15 protein-coding genes, 1 tRNA gene and 2 pseudogenes are annotated in these 20677 nt (G+C 43.0%); 14 read left to right on the plus strand and 4 right to left on the minus strand.

The window, feature by feature from the left end:
- Nucleotides 1-17: 17 nt before the first annotated feature.
- The 3 genes and pseudogenes from VYM24_RS02985 to VYM24_RS25375 form a co-directional block, all read right to left on the minus strand.
- A complete protein-coding gene (locus VYM24_RS02985; RefSeq protein ID WP_299091615.1) occupies nt 18-1559 on the minus strand; it encodes a glycine--tRNA ligase in 1542 nt (513 codons plus the stop codon).
- 118 nt (nt 1560-1677) lie between these two features.
- On the minus strand, nt 1678-2070 hold the full coding sequence (locus VYM24_RS02990; protein WP_330941405.1) for a DUF4143 domain-containing protein: 393 nt from the start codon (nt 2068-2070) through the stop codon (nt 1678-1680).
- Between the two features lie 352 nt (nt 2071-2422).
- Nucleotides 2423-2548, minus strand: a pseudogene (locus VYM24_RS25375) (ISAs1 family transposase); the annotation flags it as partial.
- A gap of 146 nt (nt 2549-2694) precedes the next feature.
- On the opposite strand from VYM24_RS25375, the gene VYM24_RS02995 reads away from it, so the two are divergent.
- Nucleotides 2695-3171 carry a hypothetical protein gene (locus tag VYM24_RS02995; RefSeq protein WP_330941406.1) on the plus strand — a complete coding sequence of 159 codons (477 nt, stop codon included), beginning with the start codon at nt 2695-2697 and terminating at the stop codon, nt 3169-3171.
- Between the two features lie 11 nt (nt 3172-3182).
- Here VYM24_RS02995 and VYM24_RS03000 read toward each other — a convergent pair.
- Nucleotides 3183-3359 (minus strand): annotated as a pseudogene (locus VYM24_RS03000) (Rpn family recombination-promoting nuclease/putative transposase); the annotation flags it as partial.
- Nucleotides 3360-3847: 488 nt separating this feature from the next.
- Here VYM24_RS03000 and VYM24_RS03005 point away from each other — a divergent pair.
- The 13 genes from VYM24_RS03005 to VYM24_RS03065 all read left to right on the plus strand — a co-directional run bounded on the left by VYM24_RS03005 (nt 3848) and on the right by VYM24_RS03065 (nt 20626).
- Nucleotides 3848-4351 (plus strand): helix-turn-helix domain-containing protein, encoded by a 504-nt coding sequence (locus VYM24_RS03005; RefSeq protein WP_291551056.1) that lies wholly within the window; start codon nt 3848-3850, stop codon nt 4349-4351.
- Between the two features lie 27 nt (nt 4352-4378).
- Nucleotides 4379-7171, plus strand: coding sequence for a hypothetical protein (locus tag VYM24_RS03010; protein WP_330941407.1), 2793 nt, complete (start codon nt 4379-4381; stop codon nt 7169-7171).
- A gap of 30 nt (nt 7172-7201) precedes the next feature.
- Complete coding sequence (locus VYM24_RS03015) at nt 7202-8083, plus strand: BT1926 family outer membrane beta-barrel protein (protein ID WP_291551054.1); 882 nt, start codon at nt 7202-7204, stop codon at nt 8081-8083.
- A gap of 106 nt (nt 8084-8189) precedes the next feature.
- Nucleotides 8190-8768 carry a DUF4369 domain-containing protein gene (locus VYM24_RS03020; RefSeq protein WP_330941408.1) on the plus strand — a complete coding sequence of 193 codons (579 nt, stop codon included), beginning with the start codon at nt 8190-8192 and terminating at the stop codon, nt 8766-8768.
- 12 nt (nt 8769-8780) lie between these two features.
- The gene (locus VYM24_RS03025; protein WP_330941409.1) at nt 8781-9347 is read left to right on the plus strand and encodes a hypothetical protein; all 567 of its coding nucleotides are present in this window, start codon (nt 8781-8783) and stop codon (nt 9345-9347) included.
- Between the two features lie 132 nt (nt 9348-9479).
- On the plus strand, nt 9480-9851 hold the full coding sequence (locus tag VYM24_RS03030; protein WP_330941410.1) for an OmpA family protein: 372 nt from the start codon (nt 9480-9482) through the stop codon (nt 9849-9851).
- A gap of 273 nt (nt 9852-10124) precedes the next feature.
- On the plus strand, nt 10125-11324 hold the full coding sequence (locus VYM24_RS03035) for an RNA-binding domain-containing protein (protein WP_291551048.1): 1200 nt from the start codon (nt 10125-10127) through the stop codon (nt 11322-11324).
- On the plus strand, nt 11312-12295 hold the full coding sequence (locus tag VYM24_RS03040; RefSeq protein WP_330941411.1) for a ParA family protein: 984 nt from the start codon (nt 11312-11314) through the stop codon (nt 12293-12295). The genes VYM24_RS03035 and VYM24_RS03040 overlap by 13 nt, the downstream gene beginning before the upstream one ends.
- A 28-nt stretch (nt 12296-12323) precedes the next feature.
- Complete coding sequence (locus tag VYM24_RS03045) at nt 12324-15002, plus strand: DNA gyrase/topoisomerase IV subunit A (RefSeq protein ID WP_330941412.1); 2679 nt, start codon at nt 12324-12326, stop codon at nt 15000-15002.
- A 40-nt stretch (nt 15003-15042) separates the two neighbouring features.
- Nucleotides 15043-15903 (plus strand): DUF3316 domain-containing protein, encoded by an 861-nt coding sequence (locus VYM24_RS03050; protein WP_330941413.1) that lies wholly within the window; start codon nt 15043-15045, stop codon nt 15901-15903.
- 39 nt (nt 15904-15942) lie between these two features.
- The gene (locus tag VYM24_RS03055) at nt 15943-16968 is read left to right on the plus strand and encodes a S41 family peptidase (RefSeq protein ID WP_330941414.1); all 1026 of its coding nucleotides are present in this window, start codon (nt 15943-15945) and stop codon (nt 16966-16968) included.
- Nucleotides 16969-17043: 75 nt separating this feature from the next.
- Nucleotides 17044-17125 (plus strand) — tRNA-Leu (locus VYM24_RS03060).
- Between the two features lie 462 nt (nt 17126-17587).
- Entirely contained in the window at nt 17588-20626 is a 3039-nt protein-coding gene (locus VYM24_RS03065; protein ID WP_330941415.1) for a SusC/RagA family TonB-linked outer membrane protein, read from the plus strand.
- The last annotated feature ends 51 nt before the right edge of the window (nt 20627-20677 follow it).

Below are 20677 nucleotides of genomic sequence, written 5' to 3' on the forward strand. Positions count from 1 at the left end.
TTAATTTATTGTATTACTTATTGCAACCCCTTCAGCAATGAAGTGATGCTAACACGGTCTGCAATGATGTTATTCAGTTCAGCAATAGCCACGCGTTCCTGTTGCATCGTATCACGATTACGCAGCGTCACGCAGTTATCTTCCAGAGTTTGGTGGTCAACAGTCACGCAGTACGGAGTACCAATGGCATCCTGACGACGGTAACGTTTACCAATACTATCTTTTTCATCATACTGGCAGTGGAAATGGAACTTCAATGAGTCGATGATCTCACGAGCCTTTTCAGGCAGACCGTCTTTCTTCACCAACGGCATTACAGCCAATTTCACAGGAGCAAGTGCGGCAGGCAATCTCAGTACTACGCGGCTTTCTCCACTCTCCAGTTGTTCTTCGCAATAAGAAGCGGACATGATACTGAGGAACATACGGTCCACACCGATAGAAGTCTCGATAACGTACGGAGTATAACTTTCATTTGTCTCAGGATCGAAGTACTTAATATTCTTACCTGAGAACTTCTCATGCTGAGACAAGTCAAAATTCGTACGGCTATGGATACCTTCCACTTCCTTGAAGCCAAACGGCATTAAGAACTCGATATCTGTAGCTGCATTCGCATAATGAGCCAACTTATCATGATCATGATAACGATAGTGGTCATCACCGAATCCCAATGCCTTATGCCATTTCAAACGGATTTCTTTCCATTTCTTGAACCATTCCAGCTCAGTACCCGGCTTCACGAAGAACTGCATTTCCATCTGTTCGAACTCACGCATACGGAAAATGAACTGACGGGCAACAATCTCGTTACGGAATGCCTTACCAATCTGTGCAATACCGAAAGGTATCTTCATGCGACCGGTCTTCTGTACATTCAGGTAGTTCACAAAGATACCCTGAGCTGTTTCAGGACGCAGGTAAATCTTCATGGCACCATCCGAAGTAGAACCCATCTCTGTAGAGAACATCAGGTTGAACTGACGAACTTCCGTCCAGTTCTTTGTACCGCTGATGGGGCAAACGATTTCTTCATCCAGAATAATCTGGCGAAGCTCGTCAAGGTTATTATCATTCAGAGCCTTTGCAAAACGTTCGTGCAACGCGTCGCGTTTAGCCTGGTGTTCCAGCACGCGGCCGTTTGTGCTACGGAACTGCGCTTCATCAAAAGCCTCTCCGAAACGCTTGGCAGCTTTGGCAACTTCTTTATTGATTTTATCGTCGTACTTTGCAAGTTGGTCTTCAATCAGCACATCAGCACGATAACGTTTCTTGGAATCACGGTTGTCAATCAAAGGGTCATTGAATGCGTCTACGTGTCCGGAAGCCTTCCAGATGGTGGGGTGCATAAAGATAGCGGAGTCGATACCGACAATGTTTTCGTGCAGTAACACCATGCTCTGCCACCAGTATTGTTTAATGTTATTTTTCAGTTCCACACCCATCTGACCGTAGTCATACACTGCTCCCAATCCGTCGTAGATGTCGCTGGAGGGGAATACGAAACCGTATTCCTTACAGTGTGATACGAGTTTCTTAAAAACGTCTTCTTGTGCCATTTTTTTGTTATATCTATTAATTTTAATCCTGTTCCTTATTAAAAAGCGCCACAAAGATAGGGATTTATATCATAAGTCGGGCAGGCGGGGTATTAATTTATCTTATCGTTGCACGTTGTTACACAAACTGACGCACAGGAATAACATCAATCCAACCTTCTTCCGTACGAATTTTATCCTCCTGATTAAGAGTTATGAGAATCCCCTTATCCATTTTAAAGAAACGCATGGCTTCGCGCAATCCTCCCACTTCACGTGATTCATTTTCCCGATGCAGCTCCAGACAGACCTGAATAAGCTGCATCGGTACATTCTTCTCACATACCACAAAGTCGCATTCACTATTATTCTCACTAAAATAATAAAGTTGCCGATAACGACGGCGCAACTCCCAATAAACTACATTTTCCAGTATATGCCCCGTATTTCCGGTAAAGGAAACGGTAACAGCTTGCGAAAGGGCTGTATCAATGAAATATATTTTCAGAGGATTGACATATTGTGCTTTCAATGACCATGAAAACTTAGGTATACGACTGATGAAATAAGCTTCTTCAAGTTGAACCTACATGCTGCCGCATCAACGTACTTTGACGTATCCCTGAAATCACTAAAGCATGATTTGTATTATCTACAGGCAATGTCGCCAATAACTCGCGCGAAAGAGATTCATCATGCCTAAAGAACTCCTGCTGTTGATTATAAACCTCTTTGATATCAGAAAATCACCATACGTCTATTTATTTGTTATAGAGTAAAGGTAGCTTATATATTGCTAATAAACAAATCCAAGTATTAGTAATATTCAAATCTTCATATTACTAATAAACAGTTTAAACTTAGTTTTTATCAGGGCAGCCGCATCAAATTTTCAATATTTTCTTCAGATATTCTATATCCAATGCCGCTTTATATAGCCTCTTCTTTAAACTTAACTTGTCTTTCTGCTCTGAGATGATATGCAAAGCCATTTTTCTTAGCACCGTTACCCCGTGTGATTGGGGAGACGTCACGTTGTTTTTTACCGTCTATGACTATTTGTTTCTCCGATAGTTCAGATAAGATGGATTGTCCATACGAACGAAGGCAGTGTTCAAGTTCATCCGGAAAAATACTCTTAAAAACACGTTCAAAGGTGCCTTCAAAAGGGACACCATTAACTAAAGACAACACCGTACCCGAGACGTATCTGAGCCGTACTTGCTCCGTACGTTCTTCGGTCAGAAGTACCTCTGAGCGAAGAAACCACGGACTTGGTACGGAGCAAGTGCATTCCGGGTACTGTCCGGATACCTTTTGCTCCTGTGATCGGCAGTGCATAGCTCAGCACATTGCGCGCATTCATTTCCGCTTTGCATTGCGCATCATAGGCTTCATCACCATCCAGATTGGGGACACTCGCCCATTCCCCATGCGTAAGGGTAAGTCATATATGTGTACGAATATCCTTTTTATGAAAAGAGAGTTTATCACTGATTATCAAGATACTACAAAGCATCAATTTCTTGTAAGAGGAGAAATAGCGGATTTTTCGGTTTCCTTACACTTCCTGATTGATAAGACGAATATGTTATATGTAACTTGTACATTACTTGATGAGAATAATCATTGATTGCTTAATGAGCTGTATTTGCGCAGCGGGTTGTCCGGCACAAGCTCCACGGGGAGGTATTCTATTTTTTCCACTTCTTGACCGGGCTCCAGCGGCAGCAGTGCGTTGAGCAGGCTCTTCACAAGGTCGGGGTGTTCCTCGAAGACGCGCTTGAACGTCAGGTCGGCCTTGGGGGCTAAGTATCTCATGCGATTATAGTTCTATAGTTTAACAAGTTCTTTGTGCACAATTTTAATGCAAAAATAATGCATAGATTTGATAGTCAGCAATCTTTCCCGACAATTATTATAAATGTGGTGTTCTGTCACTGAACCTCATTATAAAATCTTTCGACCACTTATGATTGCAAATCCGACGGAATGGGACAGGGAAACATTTTCTTTGTTGTACATCAAAACCTTGTTCTGAGATTTTCCCACATAATCCATCAAAAAGTCATTATATCCAGTTTCAAGAACAAATAACCTGTTTTTTCTCTTTTTTTCAAGCAACAAATATCACATATCAGTCCTAAAACCAATAAAAAGTAAATACATTTTAAATTTCGTAACAGAAAACCATTACTTTGTCCAGCTTTTTAAATTTTTTACTACTAATTTAAAGAATATTTCGCAAAAGGAGGTTTTCTTATAAAATAAATACATAAGTTTGTGGGGTCAACAACAGAAAACGTACGATGGAAACGCTATTAACAAAAAACACTGATAAAATCTTATTTGAGAGAGACATCCAAGATATCCTCCCAGAACGGAGAGTTCATGCAGGTAAAGAAGAGGAGACTCACGCTTCCTGCAGAATGAAAGAAATATACGAGAACATTTTATACTGCATAGAGAATAAAATGATTTACTTGGACACAACGATTAATTTAAGTAAATTCAGTCTTTTATTGTGTACTAACACGACTTATCTTTCAAAAGTAATAAACATATTCTTTAAATGTAATTTAAAAACCTTATTAAATAAGTATCGCATAGAATATGCCAAAGAATTGCTGAAGATGGAGCATTGTGACCTCAAAACCCTACCCAAAAGATGCGGTTTTGCTTCCAGAAGTTCTTTTTATGCCGCTTTCATGAAGTACGAGCATATAGCACCAATGGACTTCAGAGCACACTATATGAGCATAGAAATCAGAAAAAAAATAGATATGGAAATAGATAATTTATTAACCATCTAGTAATTAATTAATCAAATTTTTATTGTTATGAAAAAGTGGACTTACTTAGTCGCAGCCGGCATAATGCTGGGAGCGACGCCGGTATTTACCGGATGTATTGACAATGATGAGCCGGAAGGGATCACCGTATTGCGTGGCGCAAAGGCTGAACTGCTGAAGGCAAAAGCTACCGTAGAAACTGCAAAAGCGGAGCAAGTGAAGGCAAAAGCCGCTTATTTACTGGCACAAGCTGAATATCAAAAGGCTCTTGCTGCAACAGAAAACGCCAATGCAAAAATCAAAGAGGCTATCGCCAAGCAAGAAGAAGCAAAGGTTAAGTTGATTGAAACTCAAAACGAGCAGGAAAAACAAAAACTACAAGCCCCAATCGCAGAATTGGAACACCAAAAAGAGATGTGGGAAATTGAAAAAAATAGTGCTATAGCTGCTGCAGAACAAGCTGTGAAAAGCTGGGAATTAGCATATAAGCAAGCAGAAGTAGCATATGAAAAAGTGCTGTTGGAACTCGCTGCACAGAAAGCTTCACTCACAAAGCAGCAACAGCTTTTGTTGGCTGATTACGTCAATGATGTAAAGACTGCCAAAGAAGATTTAGCTGAGAAAAAGGAAGATGTCCGCTTAGCACAGCGTGCTGTGAATAAGGCTGCACAGTTGGTGGAAGAAACCGAAGCTGACAAGGAATACTGGCAATACGAATTGGCACGCACTTTGAAACTGGAAAACAAGAAGTTGGAAGGTCTTGAAGCGGCTTTAAAGGAAGCTAAAGAAGGATTAGGTGAATTCGAAAACATGAAGCCTACAGAACTTGCCGCTAAGTATGAAGCTCTGGAACAGGAACTCAATGCCCTGAAGAAGAAAATTGCAGATGAGAGCGTAAAGGCTGCTGAAGAAAGACGTGCTATTCAGAAAGGGGAATTGGCTGAATTAAACAAAAAAGTTCAGGCTATGACAGAAAGTATGCAGAAAGATGTTGAGATTCCCGCATTTACTTATCCGGAGGTAATAGGTGACGCCTTGCCCTTCGCTTGGAATAATATCAAAGATAAAGAATATGAGCCTCTGACATACACATGGATGAACCAATATTATTATAATTATAGATTAGAGGAACTGAATACGTTATTAACACAGGTTCAGCAATGGACTCGCGATGAGAACGACAATGAGTGGACACAACAACGCATTGCAGAGTGGAAGAAAGATATTGAAGATGCAAATACTGCTATCGAAGGTATGAAAAAAGACTGGAAAGAAGCAGTAGATGTTTATCATCGGACTCCGGCTGATGTAGTTATCAATATGAGTAAGATTACCGGTTACACAGAAGCTGTTGCTGCTATTAAGCCGTTTAATACAGCCGTAACGGATTATCAAAAGGCATGGAAGGCTTTCGAGGATGCACGCAAGGCTCATCAAAAAGTAACAAATGAATTTTGGAATAATAAGGATAATATCAACTATACATATAATGCGGAGTATAACAAACTGGATCCATACACAAAGGCTGAAGAGGAAAGAACAAAGCTATACGAAGCTTGGAACACTTTAAACAGTAACCCAGATGCCGAACAGGCAAAAAAAGATGAAGCTTGGAAGGCTTATACGGATTTTGACAGCAATGCTTACGTAGCAGAATTGACAAAACCTCTTGAAGAGAAGCGTGATGCTGCTCTTAAAGCAGAAGATACAAAACGTTTGGAAGCTGAAGCTGCCGTTCGTACTACTGTAGAAGCATATAAAGCCAAGAGGGATGCACTTACTGCAGAGGTAGACATTGTAACACCGTTATATGATAATTTCTATACGAACGCTTCTCGTATTGATGAGTGGACTACATATCAGACAATCTATAACCACGCAAATTTCGCAGAAGCAGCAGGACTTTACCAAGGTTCTTATGACAATAGCTACTATATTAGCGGATGGAATGATGCAGATGGTAATTATATTAATAGTGAATGGGTTCACTACCCAAATAATGTTTCCACATATGAAGTAGACGCTGATGCCGTAACAGAAATCAGCAAAGACAACATCAAAACGCTGATTCAGTACAGATCACGAGCACTGTTCGGTAATGCTTATGGCTTTGGACAGAATGAATACGGTGACCCTGATGCACGTTTGCTTGATTTGACTTTTGAAGATGTAGAAAAGTTGATTGCTGAAAGCAGTGAAGAGCCTTTGTACGGAAATGATTATATCACTGCATGCCGTCAATTTGGTAGAATGGGTTCAGTATTTGCTTTTGAAGCTCAAGTGAAATTTGCTGAAGCATGGTTGGCTGACAAGAACAGTTCTGTTAACAAGTTGATTAGCGCAACTGAAGAAGCTATTGAAACCATGCAAGCCAAGTATGACGAACAAGAACTCAGCTATAAAGAACAAGGTGAAGCATTAGATAAAGAACTTCTGGCTATTAACAAAAAGCTTCAAGATGCCGTTGACGCACTCAACGAATTGCGTGCTACTTCTGGCCCTATTTACGATTTGAAAGAAGCTGTTTGGCAAGCTATCAAAGACTATAGAGATGCAGGTTTCGATGAATGGAGCCAAGACCTTATCGACAGAGAAGTTACGAAGTTGAAAACTCTAATCGAGCAACTGGAAGCATCAATCGAAGACCAAAATCATGCTATCGAAACAGCTCAACACAATTTGGATGGTTACAACAATGGCAACCTCACCGCTTTGCAGACTGCAAAAGAAGCGTTGGAAGATGCAGAAGCTGCCATGGTAGCCGCACAGGAGGTTTACAACGATGCATTGGAAGCTCTGAACAAGATGATTGCAGCTATCGCTGCGGAAACTGCTGAATAATCGGCAATGCCAAATTTAAATAACAAAAAGATGATTAGAAAACTTTGCACAATCTTATTGTTAGCTGCCTTTGTTGCGCCCGCATGGGCGCAACAAACCCGCGGCGACAAAGAGGGTGTAGTGTTTGCTCCCCGCAAAGGTCAGTGGCAGGTGTCATTGGTATTGGGCAACAGCGGACAATCGTACAACGATAACGTCAGCTACCTTTTACCCAAATACACCAACACAGAAGGCTCGATAGGACTTCCAAACGGAGGAACAGATGAATCGGGCAATCTGAACGGCTACCTGAACATCAGCGGACTCAATGACAATAGCTTAATCAACATCGCCGGTCTGCAAGCCAAATACTTCGTAAGCGACTGTTGGGATATCAACTTCTCTTTGGGAATGAACATCAGTATCACCCCAAAGAAGGACTATTTAGAGGGCGACTATGAATCAGTGCCCGACATAATTATCCCAGCCCAAAAGTATGTAAACGCGCAAGTTACCAATAACTGGTACGTATCGGTAGGTTCAAACCGCTATTTCAAAACGAGCAATCCACGCATACACCCATACATAGGAGCCGTAGCCGGTTTCCAGATGGCGCGCATTGAAACCACGGAACCTTATACAGGCAAAACGTATAGCGACGGAGAAGACGAAGACAGTGAAGAAGGACTTCCGGAACACGTATATCTGGCAGCCGGAAAAGCCGGACAAATGTTCGGTATCAAAGGTGCTGCCGTAGCCGGACTGGAATACTGTCTCGCCAAAGGTATGATTGTCGGTCTGGAACTCCAGCCGGTAGCTTACCGCTACGACGTGATACAAATCTGCCCAAAGGGTTTCGATAAATACAGTATAGGACATCATAACATCAAGTTGTTCGACATGCCTGTATTGAAATTCGGTTTCAGATTCTAAAAAAGAAACTACGTTAAAGTTAGACATTAACGTACGTAATGCAGGAAAGGCGGTTCTGCTAACATAATTAGCCGAACCGCCTTTATTCTAAAAAACAGTTAACGTAATGAAGAAACATATATTGCTTTTACCTCTTGTCATCATAGCAAAGGGATTAGCAGCCTGCTCAGGAACTTCCGGTAAATCGGAATGTACCATCAAAGGGTATCTTTCTTTCAAAGAATACAAGAAAGTGTATCTGATAGATAATACCGGTATCCGGATAGACAGTTGCGAAGTCAAAGACGGCCGCTTCTACCTTGAAAAGAAAAATAATATTGGCGAGCCGTATGTAGCCATCATACACATGACGGCAGAGCTGGACTCTACCGACCAGTTGGATATGCCGGTCGCCATCGAAAAAGGCATTGCAAAAGTAGAGTTAGGGGAATACATCAAACTATCCGGCACTCCACTGAATACACGGATCAAAGAATTCCTCGATGCCCTGCAACATTGCAAAGACGGAGTTGGCACAAAACAAGGAATCACACCTGAAGAGATCGACAAAGTATTCTCCGAATTTTACAAACAACAAATTCTGTCTAACAAAGATAATGCCGTAGGAAAATACATCTATCAGAATTATGGCATACACCTGAATACAGATGACAAAGCCCAGGTAAAAGCACAAATGGGAAACTAAAAACAGTTTACTATGAAACTCAAATTTATCATTACCGTCATGGCACTGACGGCTGCTTGTATAAGTGTCCATGCACAAGAAAAGAAAACAAATCCGAATCCTTGGTTCATCCAGGGACAAATGGGAGCCTCCTACTCCACCGGAGACGCCGCTTTCGGAAAACCGATAGCGCCTACCGGCGCCATAGCCGTCGAAAAATACTTCTCACCCGTATGGGGAGCCAGACTCGCAATCAGCGGCTGGCGTGGACGTGTAGGCTCGGAAATCAGCAAGCAAGCTCATGGTTTTTATTATGGTGCGGCCACCGTAGACGGACTGATGAACTTCAGCCAACTCATCAAGAAGTATCCGGAACGCCTATTCGATCTCAGCATTATCACCGGTGTAGGTTTCAACCGTACTTACAGCCACAACGTCAGCAGCTTCATGGGGCGCCTTGGCCTGCAAGGCGCTTTCCGCCTGAACGATACCTTAGATTTCAACATAGAAGCCTTGGCCAACGGTGTATCCGACCGCTGGAACGGGCGCGATGACCACTCGTTCGACACTTACTTCACCCTATCACTGGGACTTACCTAGAAATTCAGAACAGGATACAAATGTATCACCTGTATCTCCGAAGAATATCCGGAAGTTCTTTACACTGAAGAAGAAGTTAACCAACTCGTCAACGATCAGCGGGCACAAGTGAAGGAGGAAATGCAGGAAGTAATGATGCAAAAGGCAGACACCGTATTTATAAAGCCCGACTGTCCGCCCGCCAAAGTAGTAAAAGGCATCAAAAGCCATGTTGCCTTCGGATTGGCAAAGACCAACGTCGACCCCAATCAGAAAATGAACGTGCTTGCCATTGCCGACTACATGAAGCAGTTCCCCGATTCGAAAGCCACCGTCACAGGATATGCCGACAACGGAACGGGAAGCCGTGAAATCAACCTCCGCCTTGCCAAGCAACGCGCGGAAAGCGTAGCCAAGCAACTGACGGAAAAGTATGGCATCAGCCGCGACCGCCTCACCATATCAAGTATGCAAGACAGTGACAGCCGTTCCAGACCAATGACTGGAACCGCGTCGTCGTCATAATCGCCGATTAACCAGTATATATTTAGAAGAGACAATCATTTCATCTCAATGATTATCTTTGTTTGCTTTCCCAAAAGGGTGGTGCATATATTGAAAATATATCGCAGCACCCTTTTTCATTATATTACAGAAACACACAGCCCACTTAACCTTTTCTTCGCCTCTTCCTTTTCCAGATAATTAAAAAGTCTTCATTTGCAGGTTTTCCCGAGAAAATTCGTATTTTTGCGTTCGACGCCAATATGGCAACAATCAATCTTTAATTCAAGAGATATGCAAGAAAAGGAAATAAGACTGCTCATAGCCGATTTAGAATCAGACCGTATTGAAAGAACCATTTCTTTTAGAGAAGATAAATTGGGTCCGGCTGTATGCGCTTTATCCAACGACTTCCCTAATAGTAAAAGAAGCGGATACATATTGCTAGGAGTTAAAGATGATGGCAAAGTTGCAGGTATAAATATTGGAGATGAGGAACTGAAAAAAATAGGCGGCGTAAAAACAAATGGAAACGTTTTACCACAACCTTCAATAATTGTAAGTGAAGTTTTTCATATTGACGGTGGGGATGTAGTAGCAGTCGAAGTAAAACCATCATTGTATCCTCCGGTAAGATTTGAAGGTAGATGCTGGATACGAGTTGGCCCACGAAGGGCCATAGCCAATGTTTCAGAAGAAAATATACTTATTGAACGAAGAGCCTCATATGCCAAAACTTTTGATTTAGTACCAGCTTTGGGAGCCACTTTAGATGATATCAGCGAAGAATATTTTGCCTTATCCTATCTACCACTGGCAATAAATGAAGAGACCTTGCGACTTAACGGAAGGACTACTAAACAAAAAATGGCAGCTTTGCGTTTCTTCGATATCAAAAATGACTGCCCGACAAATGCAGGTATAATAATGTTTGGATTAAATCCTTTGTTCTTTTTACCGGGCGCATATATCCAGTATATTAAGTTCAAAGGTGATCAGGTGACAGATGGAGTTGAATTTGAAAAGCTATTTTCGGGAGCACTCATTAGCGAATTAAAAAATATCGATGATTTTATTAAAAATAATATCATCAAAGAAAAAGCTATAAGAACAGATTCCTTTCAGGAAGTACTCATAAAGAATTATTCATACTGGGCATTAAGAGAGTTGGCTATGAATGCTATCATGCATCGAAATTATGATTCGAATGCTCCGATATACATTTATGAGTTTGCATCCCGAATTGAAATTATAAACTCAGGAGGGCTGTATGGAGATGTAACCCCTAACAACTTTCCTTACGCCAGCGATTATAGGAATGTAGCTATAGCCGAAGCCTTGAAATTGTTAGGTTATGTAAACAGGTTTAATTATGGAGTGCAAAATGCTATCAGCGAATTAGAAAAAAACGGGAACGGTGAACCGGTATTCGATTTAGAGCTAATCACCAAATTTAAAGTAACGATTTCTATTAATAAAAAATGGGAAGTATAAAAGTTATCACATTCTTTAACAACAAAGGTGGCGTTGGAAAAACGACAACCGTCTATCATGTTGCTTGGATGCTATCAGAAATGGGCATAAAAAGTATAGCAATAGATTTGGATCCCCAATCGAACCTAACTTCTATGTTTCTTTCGGATGATAGACTGGAAACAATCTATGAATCAGAGGAGCCATACACTGTTTTAAACTCTATCAGTCCAATTATTTCCGGCGATCCATATGAACCCGTCCATATAGAACCTATTACAAGTAAATTGGGACTTATTTTAGGAGATTTGGCATTATCTACTTTTGAAGATAAGTTGAGTGATGCATGGCTGAAATGTTTGGATGGAGATGCTTATTCCTTTCGAATTATGAGTATATTTAATACTATAATCAATGATGCCGCCCAGCGGTTTCACGCCAAATATATTTTAATAGATGTAGGTCCTAATTTGGGAGCTATCAATCGAGCGGTTTTACTAAGTTCCGACTACATGATTATTCCTGTAGCCTCTGATTTATTCTCGTTACAAGGTATTAAGAATATAGGAGCGACCCTACACACATGGAAACAACAATGGGATAAAAGACTGGAGCAAAAACCTGCCAAAACAACATTTACGATACCAAATGGAAACATAAAACCCGCTGGTTATATTGTCATGCAATATTCGGCCAAAGAGAGTAGGCCCGTACAATCCTATTTAAGATGGGCGAACCGTATCCCTCGGATATTTAAAGAATACGTATTAAATGATAATATACCAACCAACTATACGGTAGAAGACGATCCCAATTGCATAGGCTTATTAAAGCATTATAGAAGTTTAGCCCCAATGTCAATGGAAGCGCATAAACCGATCTTTTTGCTTAAGCCTGCTGATGGGGCAATTGGAGCACATTTATACGCTGTCAAGAAAAGCTATGAAGAATTCCAGCTTTTTACAGAAAACATTTTAACGCACTGCAAATAAAAGCATTACCGCATTATTCCAAAAAATTATGAGCGAAGACTTTGAAGCACCAAAAGACGACTTGGAAAACGGACTCCCGGAAGGGAGCGAAGGACATTCGGATTATAAACCCGCTGACGCGAAAGACGTAAAAGCAAAATACCAACTTAGCGGTATGTACCAGAACTGGTTTCTGGATTATGCTTCATACGTTATTCTGGAGCGTGCCGTGCCCCATATAAATGATGGTTTGAAGCCCGTGCAGAGACGCATTCTGCATTCCATGAGGCGTTTGGAAGATGGACGTTACAATAAGGTAGCGAACATCGTAGGACATACCATGCAGTTTCACCCGCACGGTGACGCTTCTATCGGGGATGCGCTGGTGCAATTAGGACAGAAGGATTTACTCGTAGACTGTCAGGGAAACTGGGGTAATATACTCACCGGTGACGGTGCTGCTGCTCCCCGTTACATTGAAGCACGCCTGTCGAAATTCGCCCTCGATGTAGTGTTCAATCCCAAAACTACCGAATGGAAACTTTCCTATGACGGACGAAACAAAGAACCGGTAACCCTGCCTGTTAAATTTCCTTTGCTGCTGGCACAAGGAGTAGAAGGTATTGCGGTAGGTCTTTCATCCAAAATACTTCCCCATAACTTCAATGAACTTTGCGATGCATCCATCCACTATCTGCATGAAGAGGAGTTCAAACTGTATCCGGATTTCCAGACAGGTGGCAGCATTGATGTTTCTAAATACAATGACGGAGAACGTGGCGGTGCGGTACGCATACGCGCTAAAATTGAAAAGATTGATAATAAGACACTTGCCATCAAAGAAATTCCTTACGGGAAAACGGTAGCCAGTGTTTGCGACTCTATAGTAAAGGCAAGCGAAAAAGGAAAAATCAAGATAAAAAAAGTAGAAGACCTGACATCCGGCAACGTAGAGATATTGGTTCACCTGGCGCCTGGTGTTTCCTCGGACAAGACGATAGATGCCTTGTACGCTTTCACTGATTGCGAAGTTAGCATTTCGCCCAACTGTTGTGTCATCGACGATCAGAAACCCCACTTCCTCACCGTGAGCAATATACTGAGAAAATCAGTAGATAACACCTTATCCCTGTTGCGCCAGGAGTTGGAAATACGCAAAGACGAAATACTGGAAAGTCTGCACTTTGCCTCACTGGAAAAGATCTTCATTGAAGAACGCATCTATAAAGACAAGGAATTTGAGCAGGCCAAAAATATGGATGCCGCTTGCGAACACATCGACGAACGTCTGACGCCTTATTATCCACAATTCGTACGCGAAGTAACCAAGGAAGATATCCTCAAATTGATGGAAATAAAGATGGGGCGCATCCTCAAGTTCAACTCCGACAAAGCGGAAGAACTCATTGCCCGCATGAAGGCGGACATAGAGGAAATAGACCATCATCTGGCTAATATCGTGGAATATACGGTAGACTGGTATTTGATGCTGAAAAACAAATATGGCAAGAATTTCCCGCGCCGTACAGAATTGCGCAACTTCGATACCATCGAGGCAAGCAAGGTAGTGGAAGCCAACGAAAAATTATACATCAATCGCGAAGAAGGCTTCATCGGCACAGGGCTGAAGAAAGATGAATTCCTCTCAAACTGTTCCAGCCTCGACGATGTCATTATCTTCTTCCGCGACGGGCGATATATAGTTACTCCTGTTTCTGATAAGAAATTTGTGGGCAAAAATATTCTTTATGCCAATGTATTCAAGAAAAATGACAAGCGTACCATCTACAATGTAGTTTACCGAGACGGAAAAGAGGGTACACATTACATCAAGCGTTTTGCAGTGACAAGCATTATCCGTGATCGCGAATATGATGTGACGCAAGGCACACCCGATTCACGCATCATGTACTTCACTGCCAACCCCAACGGTGAAGCGGAAGTCATCAAAGTAACCCTGAAACCCAATCCACGGGTACGACGCATTATCTTCGAAGAAGATTTTAGTGCTATCGGCATTAAGGGACGTCAGGCAAGGGGAAACATTCTAACCAAGCTTCCAGTACACAAGATCGCCCTGAAACAGCGTGGCGGTTCTACTCTGGGCGGACGAAAAGTTTGGTTCGACCGTGACGTACTTCGCCTTAACTATGACGGACGAGGTGAATATCTGGGAGAATTCCAGAGTGACGACAGTATTTTGGTGGTACATGATAACGGAGAGTTCTACATCACCAACTTCGATCTCAGCAACCACTATGAAGCCAATATCCGTATATTAGAGAAGTTTGACCCGAACAAGGTATGGACAGCCGTACTTTATGACGCGGATCAACAGAATTTCCCATATATCAAACGTTTCTGTATGGAAGCAACCAACCGCAAGCAGAACTATCTGGGAGAAAACAAGAACAATCGCCTGATTTTACTGACGGATGAATGCTATCCTCGCCTGGAAATCATATTCGGCGGACACGACAGTTTCCGTGAACCTATGATTATAGAGGCTGATGAATTTATCGCCGTGAAAGGGTTCAAGGCAAAAGGTAAACGTATCACTACGTTCACAATGGAAACCGTCAATGAACTGGAACCTACACGACAACCGGAGGTTTCACAGGACACAGAAGATCAGGAGGAAGAAGAGCCGGAAAATTTAGACCCCGATCATGGAAAGAGTGAAGATGATATCCGGGATGAAATAACGGGGCAGATGAAGCTGTTCTAAGTGATTAACGATTAGTGATTAGCGATAAGCAACTATATCAATGAAGTTATATAAGATTGGTGTAATAGTGGGATGCCTGTTTTTGGCAGGTGGAAGTATAAAAGCGCAAAGTGTTGAAGACAAGGCGCTGCAAGAGCTGAGGGCGGACTCTTCTGCAAGGACACGCTTTATAACCCGCGCCACAATGTACGGTGTCGGCTTCACGAATGTATTCGACACCTACCTGTCACCGCAGGAATACAAAGGCGTTGACTTCCGTATTTCCCGCGAAAGTATGCGTATGACGAAGTGGATGAACGGTAATGTATCTCTGCAAAGTTTCTTCCAGGCAGATTTAGGCTATACACACAACCGGGTGGACAACAACAATATGTTCTCCGGTCTGGCAAACTGGAATTACGGATTGCATTATAATTTTCCGATTACTTCTAACTTCAAATTACTTGCCGGAGGACTTATCGACTTAAATGGCGGTTTTGTCTACAATCTGCGCAATGGCAACAACCCGGCACAGGCACGTGCTTACGTCAATCTGGATGCATCGGGAATGGCAATATGGGATTTAAGAATCAAAAACTATCCGATTAGCCTGCGCTATCAGGTTAACTTGCCTTTTGCAGGCATTATGTTCTCACCCAACTACGGACAGTCGTACTACGAAATATTTACGTTGGGCAACTGGAACGGAGTGATTAATTTCACTTCCCTACACAACCAGCCATCCCTGCGGCAGATGCTGACTGTTGATTTCCCGGTAGGAAGAGCCAAAATGCGCTTAGCCTATCTCTGGGATGCGCAACAATCCAAAGTAAATGATATAAAGACGCATACCTATTCGCATGTGTTTATGGTAGGTTTCGTAAAAGAATTGTTTCTCATTCGTGACAAGAAGAAAAAATAGAGTGATAAAGCGATAACATCGTGATAAGGGAATAGAATAATGGGAATAAAAGAGATATATCATAGTAAGTTTAGATGGCTGGGAGTAGCGCTCATGATACTGCCTTTGCTATCCAGCTGTATCCGGGAGGAAGAGTTCAACAATTCACCACAAGGAAACTTCGAAGCTTTGTGGAAGATCATTGACGAGCAATACTGTTTCCTGGATTACAAACAAATAGACTGGGATGCCATCCACGATAAATACCAACCTCTCATTACGTCCAACATGGGTAATGACGGATTGTTCCAAGTGCTTGACAGTATGCTGGCGGAACTGAAAGACGGTCATGTGAATCTGTACAGTTCTTCAAATGTGGCCCGTTACTGGGACTGGTATCTGGATTATCCCCGCAACTTCAACGAAGGTATTATCGAACGGCAATATCTCGGAAAGACGTACCGCATCGCTGCCGGCATGAAATATAAGATTCTGGATGACAATATCGGATATATCTATTATGAATCATTCTCCAGTGGTGTCGGTAACGGCAATCTGGATGAGGTACTTTCTTACCTTGCTCCATGTAGTGGCCTGATTCTGGATGTTCGCAACAATGGTGGCGGAAATCTGACTAATTCAGAGCGTATAGCGGCTCGCTTCACTAATGAGAAAGTGTTGACGGGATATATCCAACATAAGACCGGAAAGGGACACAGTGACTTCTCTGATCCCATACCCATTTATTTGGAGCCTTCCAATAGCATCCGTTGGCAAAAGCCAGTAATGCTTCTCATCAACCGTCACTCTTATAGCGCAACAAATGATTTCGTAAATGCGATGCGCTATTTTCCTAATGTTACTCTGGTAGGTGACAAAACCGGTGGCGGTTCGGGATTACCTTTCTCTTCAGAACTTCCGAATGGTTGGGGCGTACGTTTCTCTGCCAGTCCCCACCTGGATGCAGACAAACAACATATCGAATTCGGCATTGATCCGGATGAGAAAGTAGATATGGATGAGAATGATACCAAGAGCGATGCCATTATTGAACGGGCACGGGAACTCTTAAAAGTAGTCCAATAAACACTTTCTATGCCAAACTGTTTGCCAGAAAGAAAAAACTTTCTATCTTTGCCACCGCTTAACAAGAAAGCCACTGCGGGTGTGGCGTAATTGGCAGCCGCGCCAGACTTAGGATCTGGTGCCGAGAGGCGTGTAGGTTCGAGTCCTATCACCCGCACTACTAACAAGGTATTTACAGTCAAAAACCCACTAAAACTGCAATTTTAGTGGGTTTTTTGTTGCTTTTAGGCTGTCACCTCGAAAAAAGTACACACTAATTCGGTGACAAATTCCAATACGCCTCCGACCGAATAGAACAGTCATTTGCGACTCTTGCAGGGAAGCTTCACGGATATTCTCTAATAGTTCTCGTTCTTCTTCACGATCATAGAATTTCATAATAAACTATGCTTTTAATAAATAAGCCGTCATTATCGTAACAGTCATTACGGTAACAGCCGTTGCGATAATGCATAGATATTATTTTTTGTACTTACACCCAAAAGAAATGCAGGTATCTTTCTAAGCCTGGTTATCTAAAGGAATTGTGTTAAAAACCCAAGATTTAAAAGCCCTCGAAATCTTTTTTTCATTTGCATTGTTCTGATGCAATATATCATTCACATAAAAATTTAATGCAATGAAGAGAAACCTGAACCCTCCTATGAAGAGAGCCCTAAGGCTTAAAAATCTATTCTTGACGGTATGTTTCCTACTGATAGGCACTGCCGCATTTTCTCAGGAACGGACCATAACCGGTGTCGTTACCGACTCATTTAAAGAACCGTTGATTGGTGTATCTATTGTGGTACAAGGCACCAACACCGGCGTAGTGACCGGACTGGATGGTGATTACTCGATCCAAGTTCCGCCAAATGCCACCCTCGACTTCTCATACGTAGGTATGGAGAAGCAAAGCATTAAAGTAGGCAACCAGAGCGTCATCAATGTACAGATGAAAGAAGACTCGCAGATGCTTGCCGAAACAGTGGTTATCGGTTACGGTAGCGCCAAAAAGCGTGACCTGACAGGATCTATCACCAACATTAAAGGTGACGAAATTGCCAACAAACCTGTTGCCAACCCACTGTCTGCCCTGCAAGGTAAAGTGGCCGGTGTACAAATCATCAACTCCGGTAAGGCAGGCGCCGATCCGGAAATCCGCGTACGCGGTACAAACTCTATCAATGGTTACAAACCCTTGTATGTAGTGGACGGCCTGTTCAATGACAACATCAACTTCCTGAACCCACAGGATATCGAGTCAATGGAAATCCTGAAAGACCCTTCCTCACTTGCCATCTTCGGTGTGCGTGGTGCCAATGGTGTAATCATCATCACCACCAAGAAAGCGAAAGAAGGACAGACACGGGTAAACATCAACGGTTCGTTCGGCTTCAAAGCCATCACCAACAAGATTGCAATGGTAGATGCCGATGGCTTCAAACTACTGTATAACGAACAGTTGAGAAATGAAGGCAATCCGGAATATAATTTCTCCGACTGGACAGGTAACACCAACTGGCAGGACGAAATCTTCCAGACCGGATTCATTACGAACAATAATATCAGCATTACGGGTGCTTCCGACAGGCATAGCTTCTACCTCGGCGCAGGTTATGCCTACGAGCAAGGAAACATCAAGCATGAGAAGTACAGCAAAATCACACTGAGCATCAGCGATGATTATAAAGTGACGGACAACTTCAAAGTAGGTTTCCAGTTCAACGGTGCACGTATGTTGCCGGCTGATTCAAAGAGTGTTGCCACTGCCCTGCGGGCGGCTCCGGTAGCAGAGGTGTATAACAAAGAATATGGATTGTATACCTCCCTCCCCGGCTTCCAAAAAGCGCAGATGAATAACCCGATGGTGGACGTTGAATTGAAGGCAAATACCACAAAGGCGGAGAACTACCGCGGTTCGGGTAACATATACGGGCAATGGGACTTCCTGCAACACTTTCAGTTCAAAGCCATGTTCTCACTGGATTATGCATCGAACAGCACACGGACTTACACGCCGATTATTAAAGTGTATGATGCCAGTGCCGAAGGTGATATAGCTACACTGGGCACCGGCAAGACCGGAGTGACTCAGGCCAAAGAGACCGAGATGAAAGTACAGAGCGATTATCTGTTGACTTATACCAACTCCTGGGGCGACCATAGCCTGACAGCCACCGCCGGTTTTACCACCTATTATAATAAGCTCGAAAATCTGAATGCCGGACGCACGCAAGGTGTAGGTCTGATCATTCCGGACAATCCCGACAAATGGTATGTAAGTATCGGCGATGCCGCCACTGCAACCAACGGTAGTACACAATGGGAACGTTCTACAGTATCTGTACCGGCACGTATTCTCTATAATTATAAAGGCAAGTACCTGTTCAACGGCTCCTACCGCCGCGACGGTTCTTCCGCTTTCTCTTATACAGGAAACCAATGGCAGAATTTCTACTCCGTAGGTCTGGGTTGGCTGATGAGCGAAGAGGAATGGATGAAAGGTATCGAATGGCTGGATATGTTGAAACTGAAAGGATCATGGGGTACGCTGGGTAACCAAAACCTGGATAGAGCCTATCCGGCGGAGCCTTTGCTGACCAATGCCTATTCCGCAGTATTCGGTACTCCGTCCGCCATTTATCCGGGCTATCAGCTTGCCTATCTGCCTAACCCGAACCTGCGTTGGGAAAAAGTAGAAGCATGGGAAGTAGGTGCCGAAGCCAACTTCTTCCGCAACCGCCTGCACTTTGAAGGTGTATATTACAAGAAGAAAACAAAAGACCTGCTGGCAGAAGTTCCCGGTATTTCAGGAACCGTGCCGGGCATCGGCAACCTGGGATCTATCGAAAATCTGGGTGTGGAACTTGCACTGAGCTGGCGCGACCAGATCGGCGACTGGAATTATAACGTCGGAGCTAACCTGACTACCATTAAGAACAAGGTATTAAGCCTTGTACAGGATGGATACTCCATCATTGCCGGAGATAAGAGCCAAAGTTATACAATGGCAGGTTATCCTATCGGTTACTTCTATGGTTACAAAGTAGAAGGTGTTTACCAGACTCAGGAAGAGATTGATAATTCACCGAAGAATAAGCTTGCAACGGTCACTCCGGGTGACTTGAAGTTTAAGGATGTAAACGGTGACGGTGAAATCACCACTGCCGACCGTACCATGATTGGTGACCCGACACCTAATGTCACTTATGGTTTCACTCTCGGAGTAGGTTACAAAAACTGGGAGTTGGCAGTAGACATGATGGGACAAAGCGGTAACCAGATTTACCGTACCTGGGATAACTATAACTGGAGCCAGTTCAACTTCATGGCACAACGCATGGACCGTTGGCATGGAGAGGGTACCAGCAATACCCAGCCATTGCTGAATACGAAACACAGCATCAACAATATGAATTCTGAATACTATATAGAAGACGGCTCGTTCTTCCGCATCCGCAACGTATCATTGGCTTACAACTTCGACAAGGCGTTGATTTCCAAGATCGGTATGCAGGCACTGAAACTCTATGTGAATATTCAGAATCTGAAAACGTGGAAACATAACACCGGATATACACCTGAACTGGGTGGCTCGGCCATTGCCTTCGGGGTGGATGACGGAAGTTATCCGATGCCGGCGATTTATACGTTCGGGTTTAATCTGACGTTCTAAAGGGGCGTAGCGCCCCGGCAAGGTTTCCTTGCGGCGTACAAGAGTAACTCC

Origin of the sequence: Bacteroides sp. MSB163, assembly GCF_036416795.1 — a bacterium.
Lineage (GTDB): Bacteria > Bacteroidota > Bacteroidia > Bacteroidales > Bacteroidaceae > Bacteroides > Bacteroides maternus.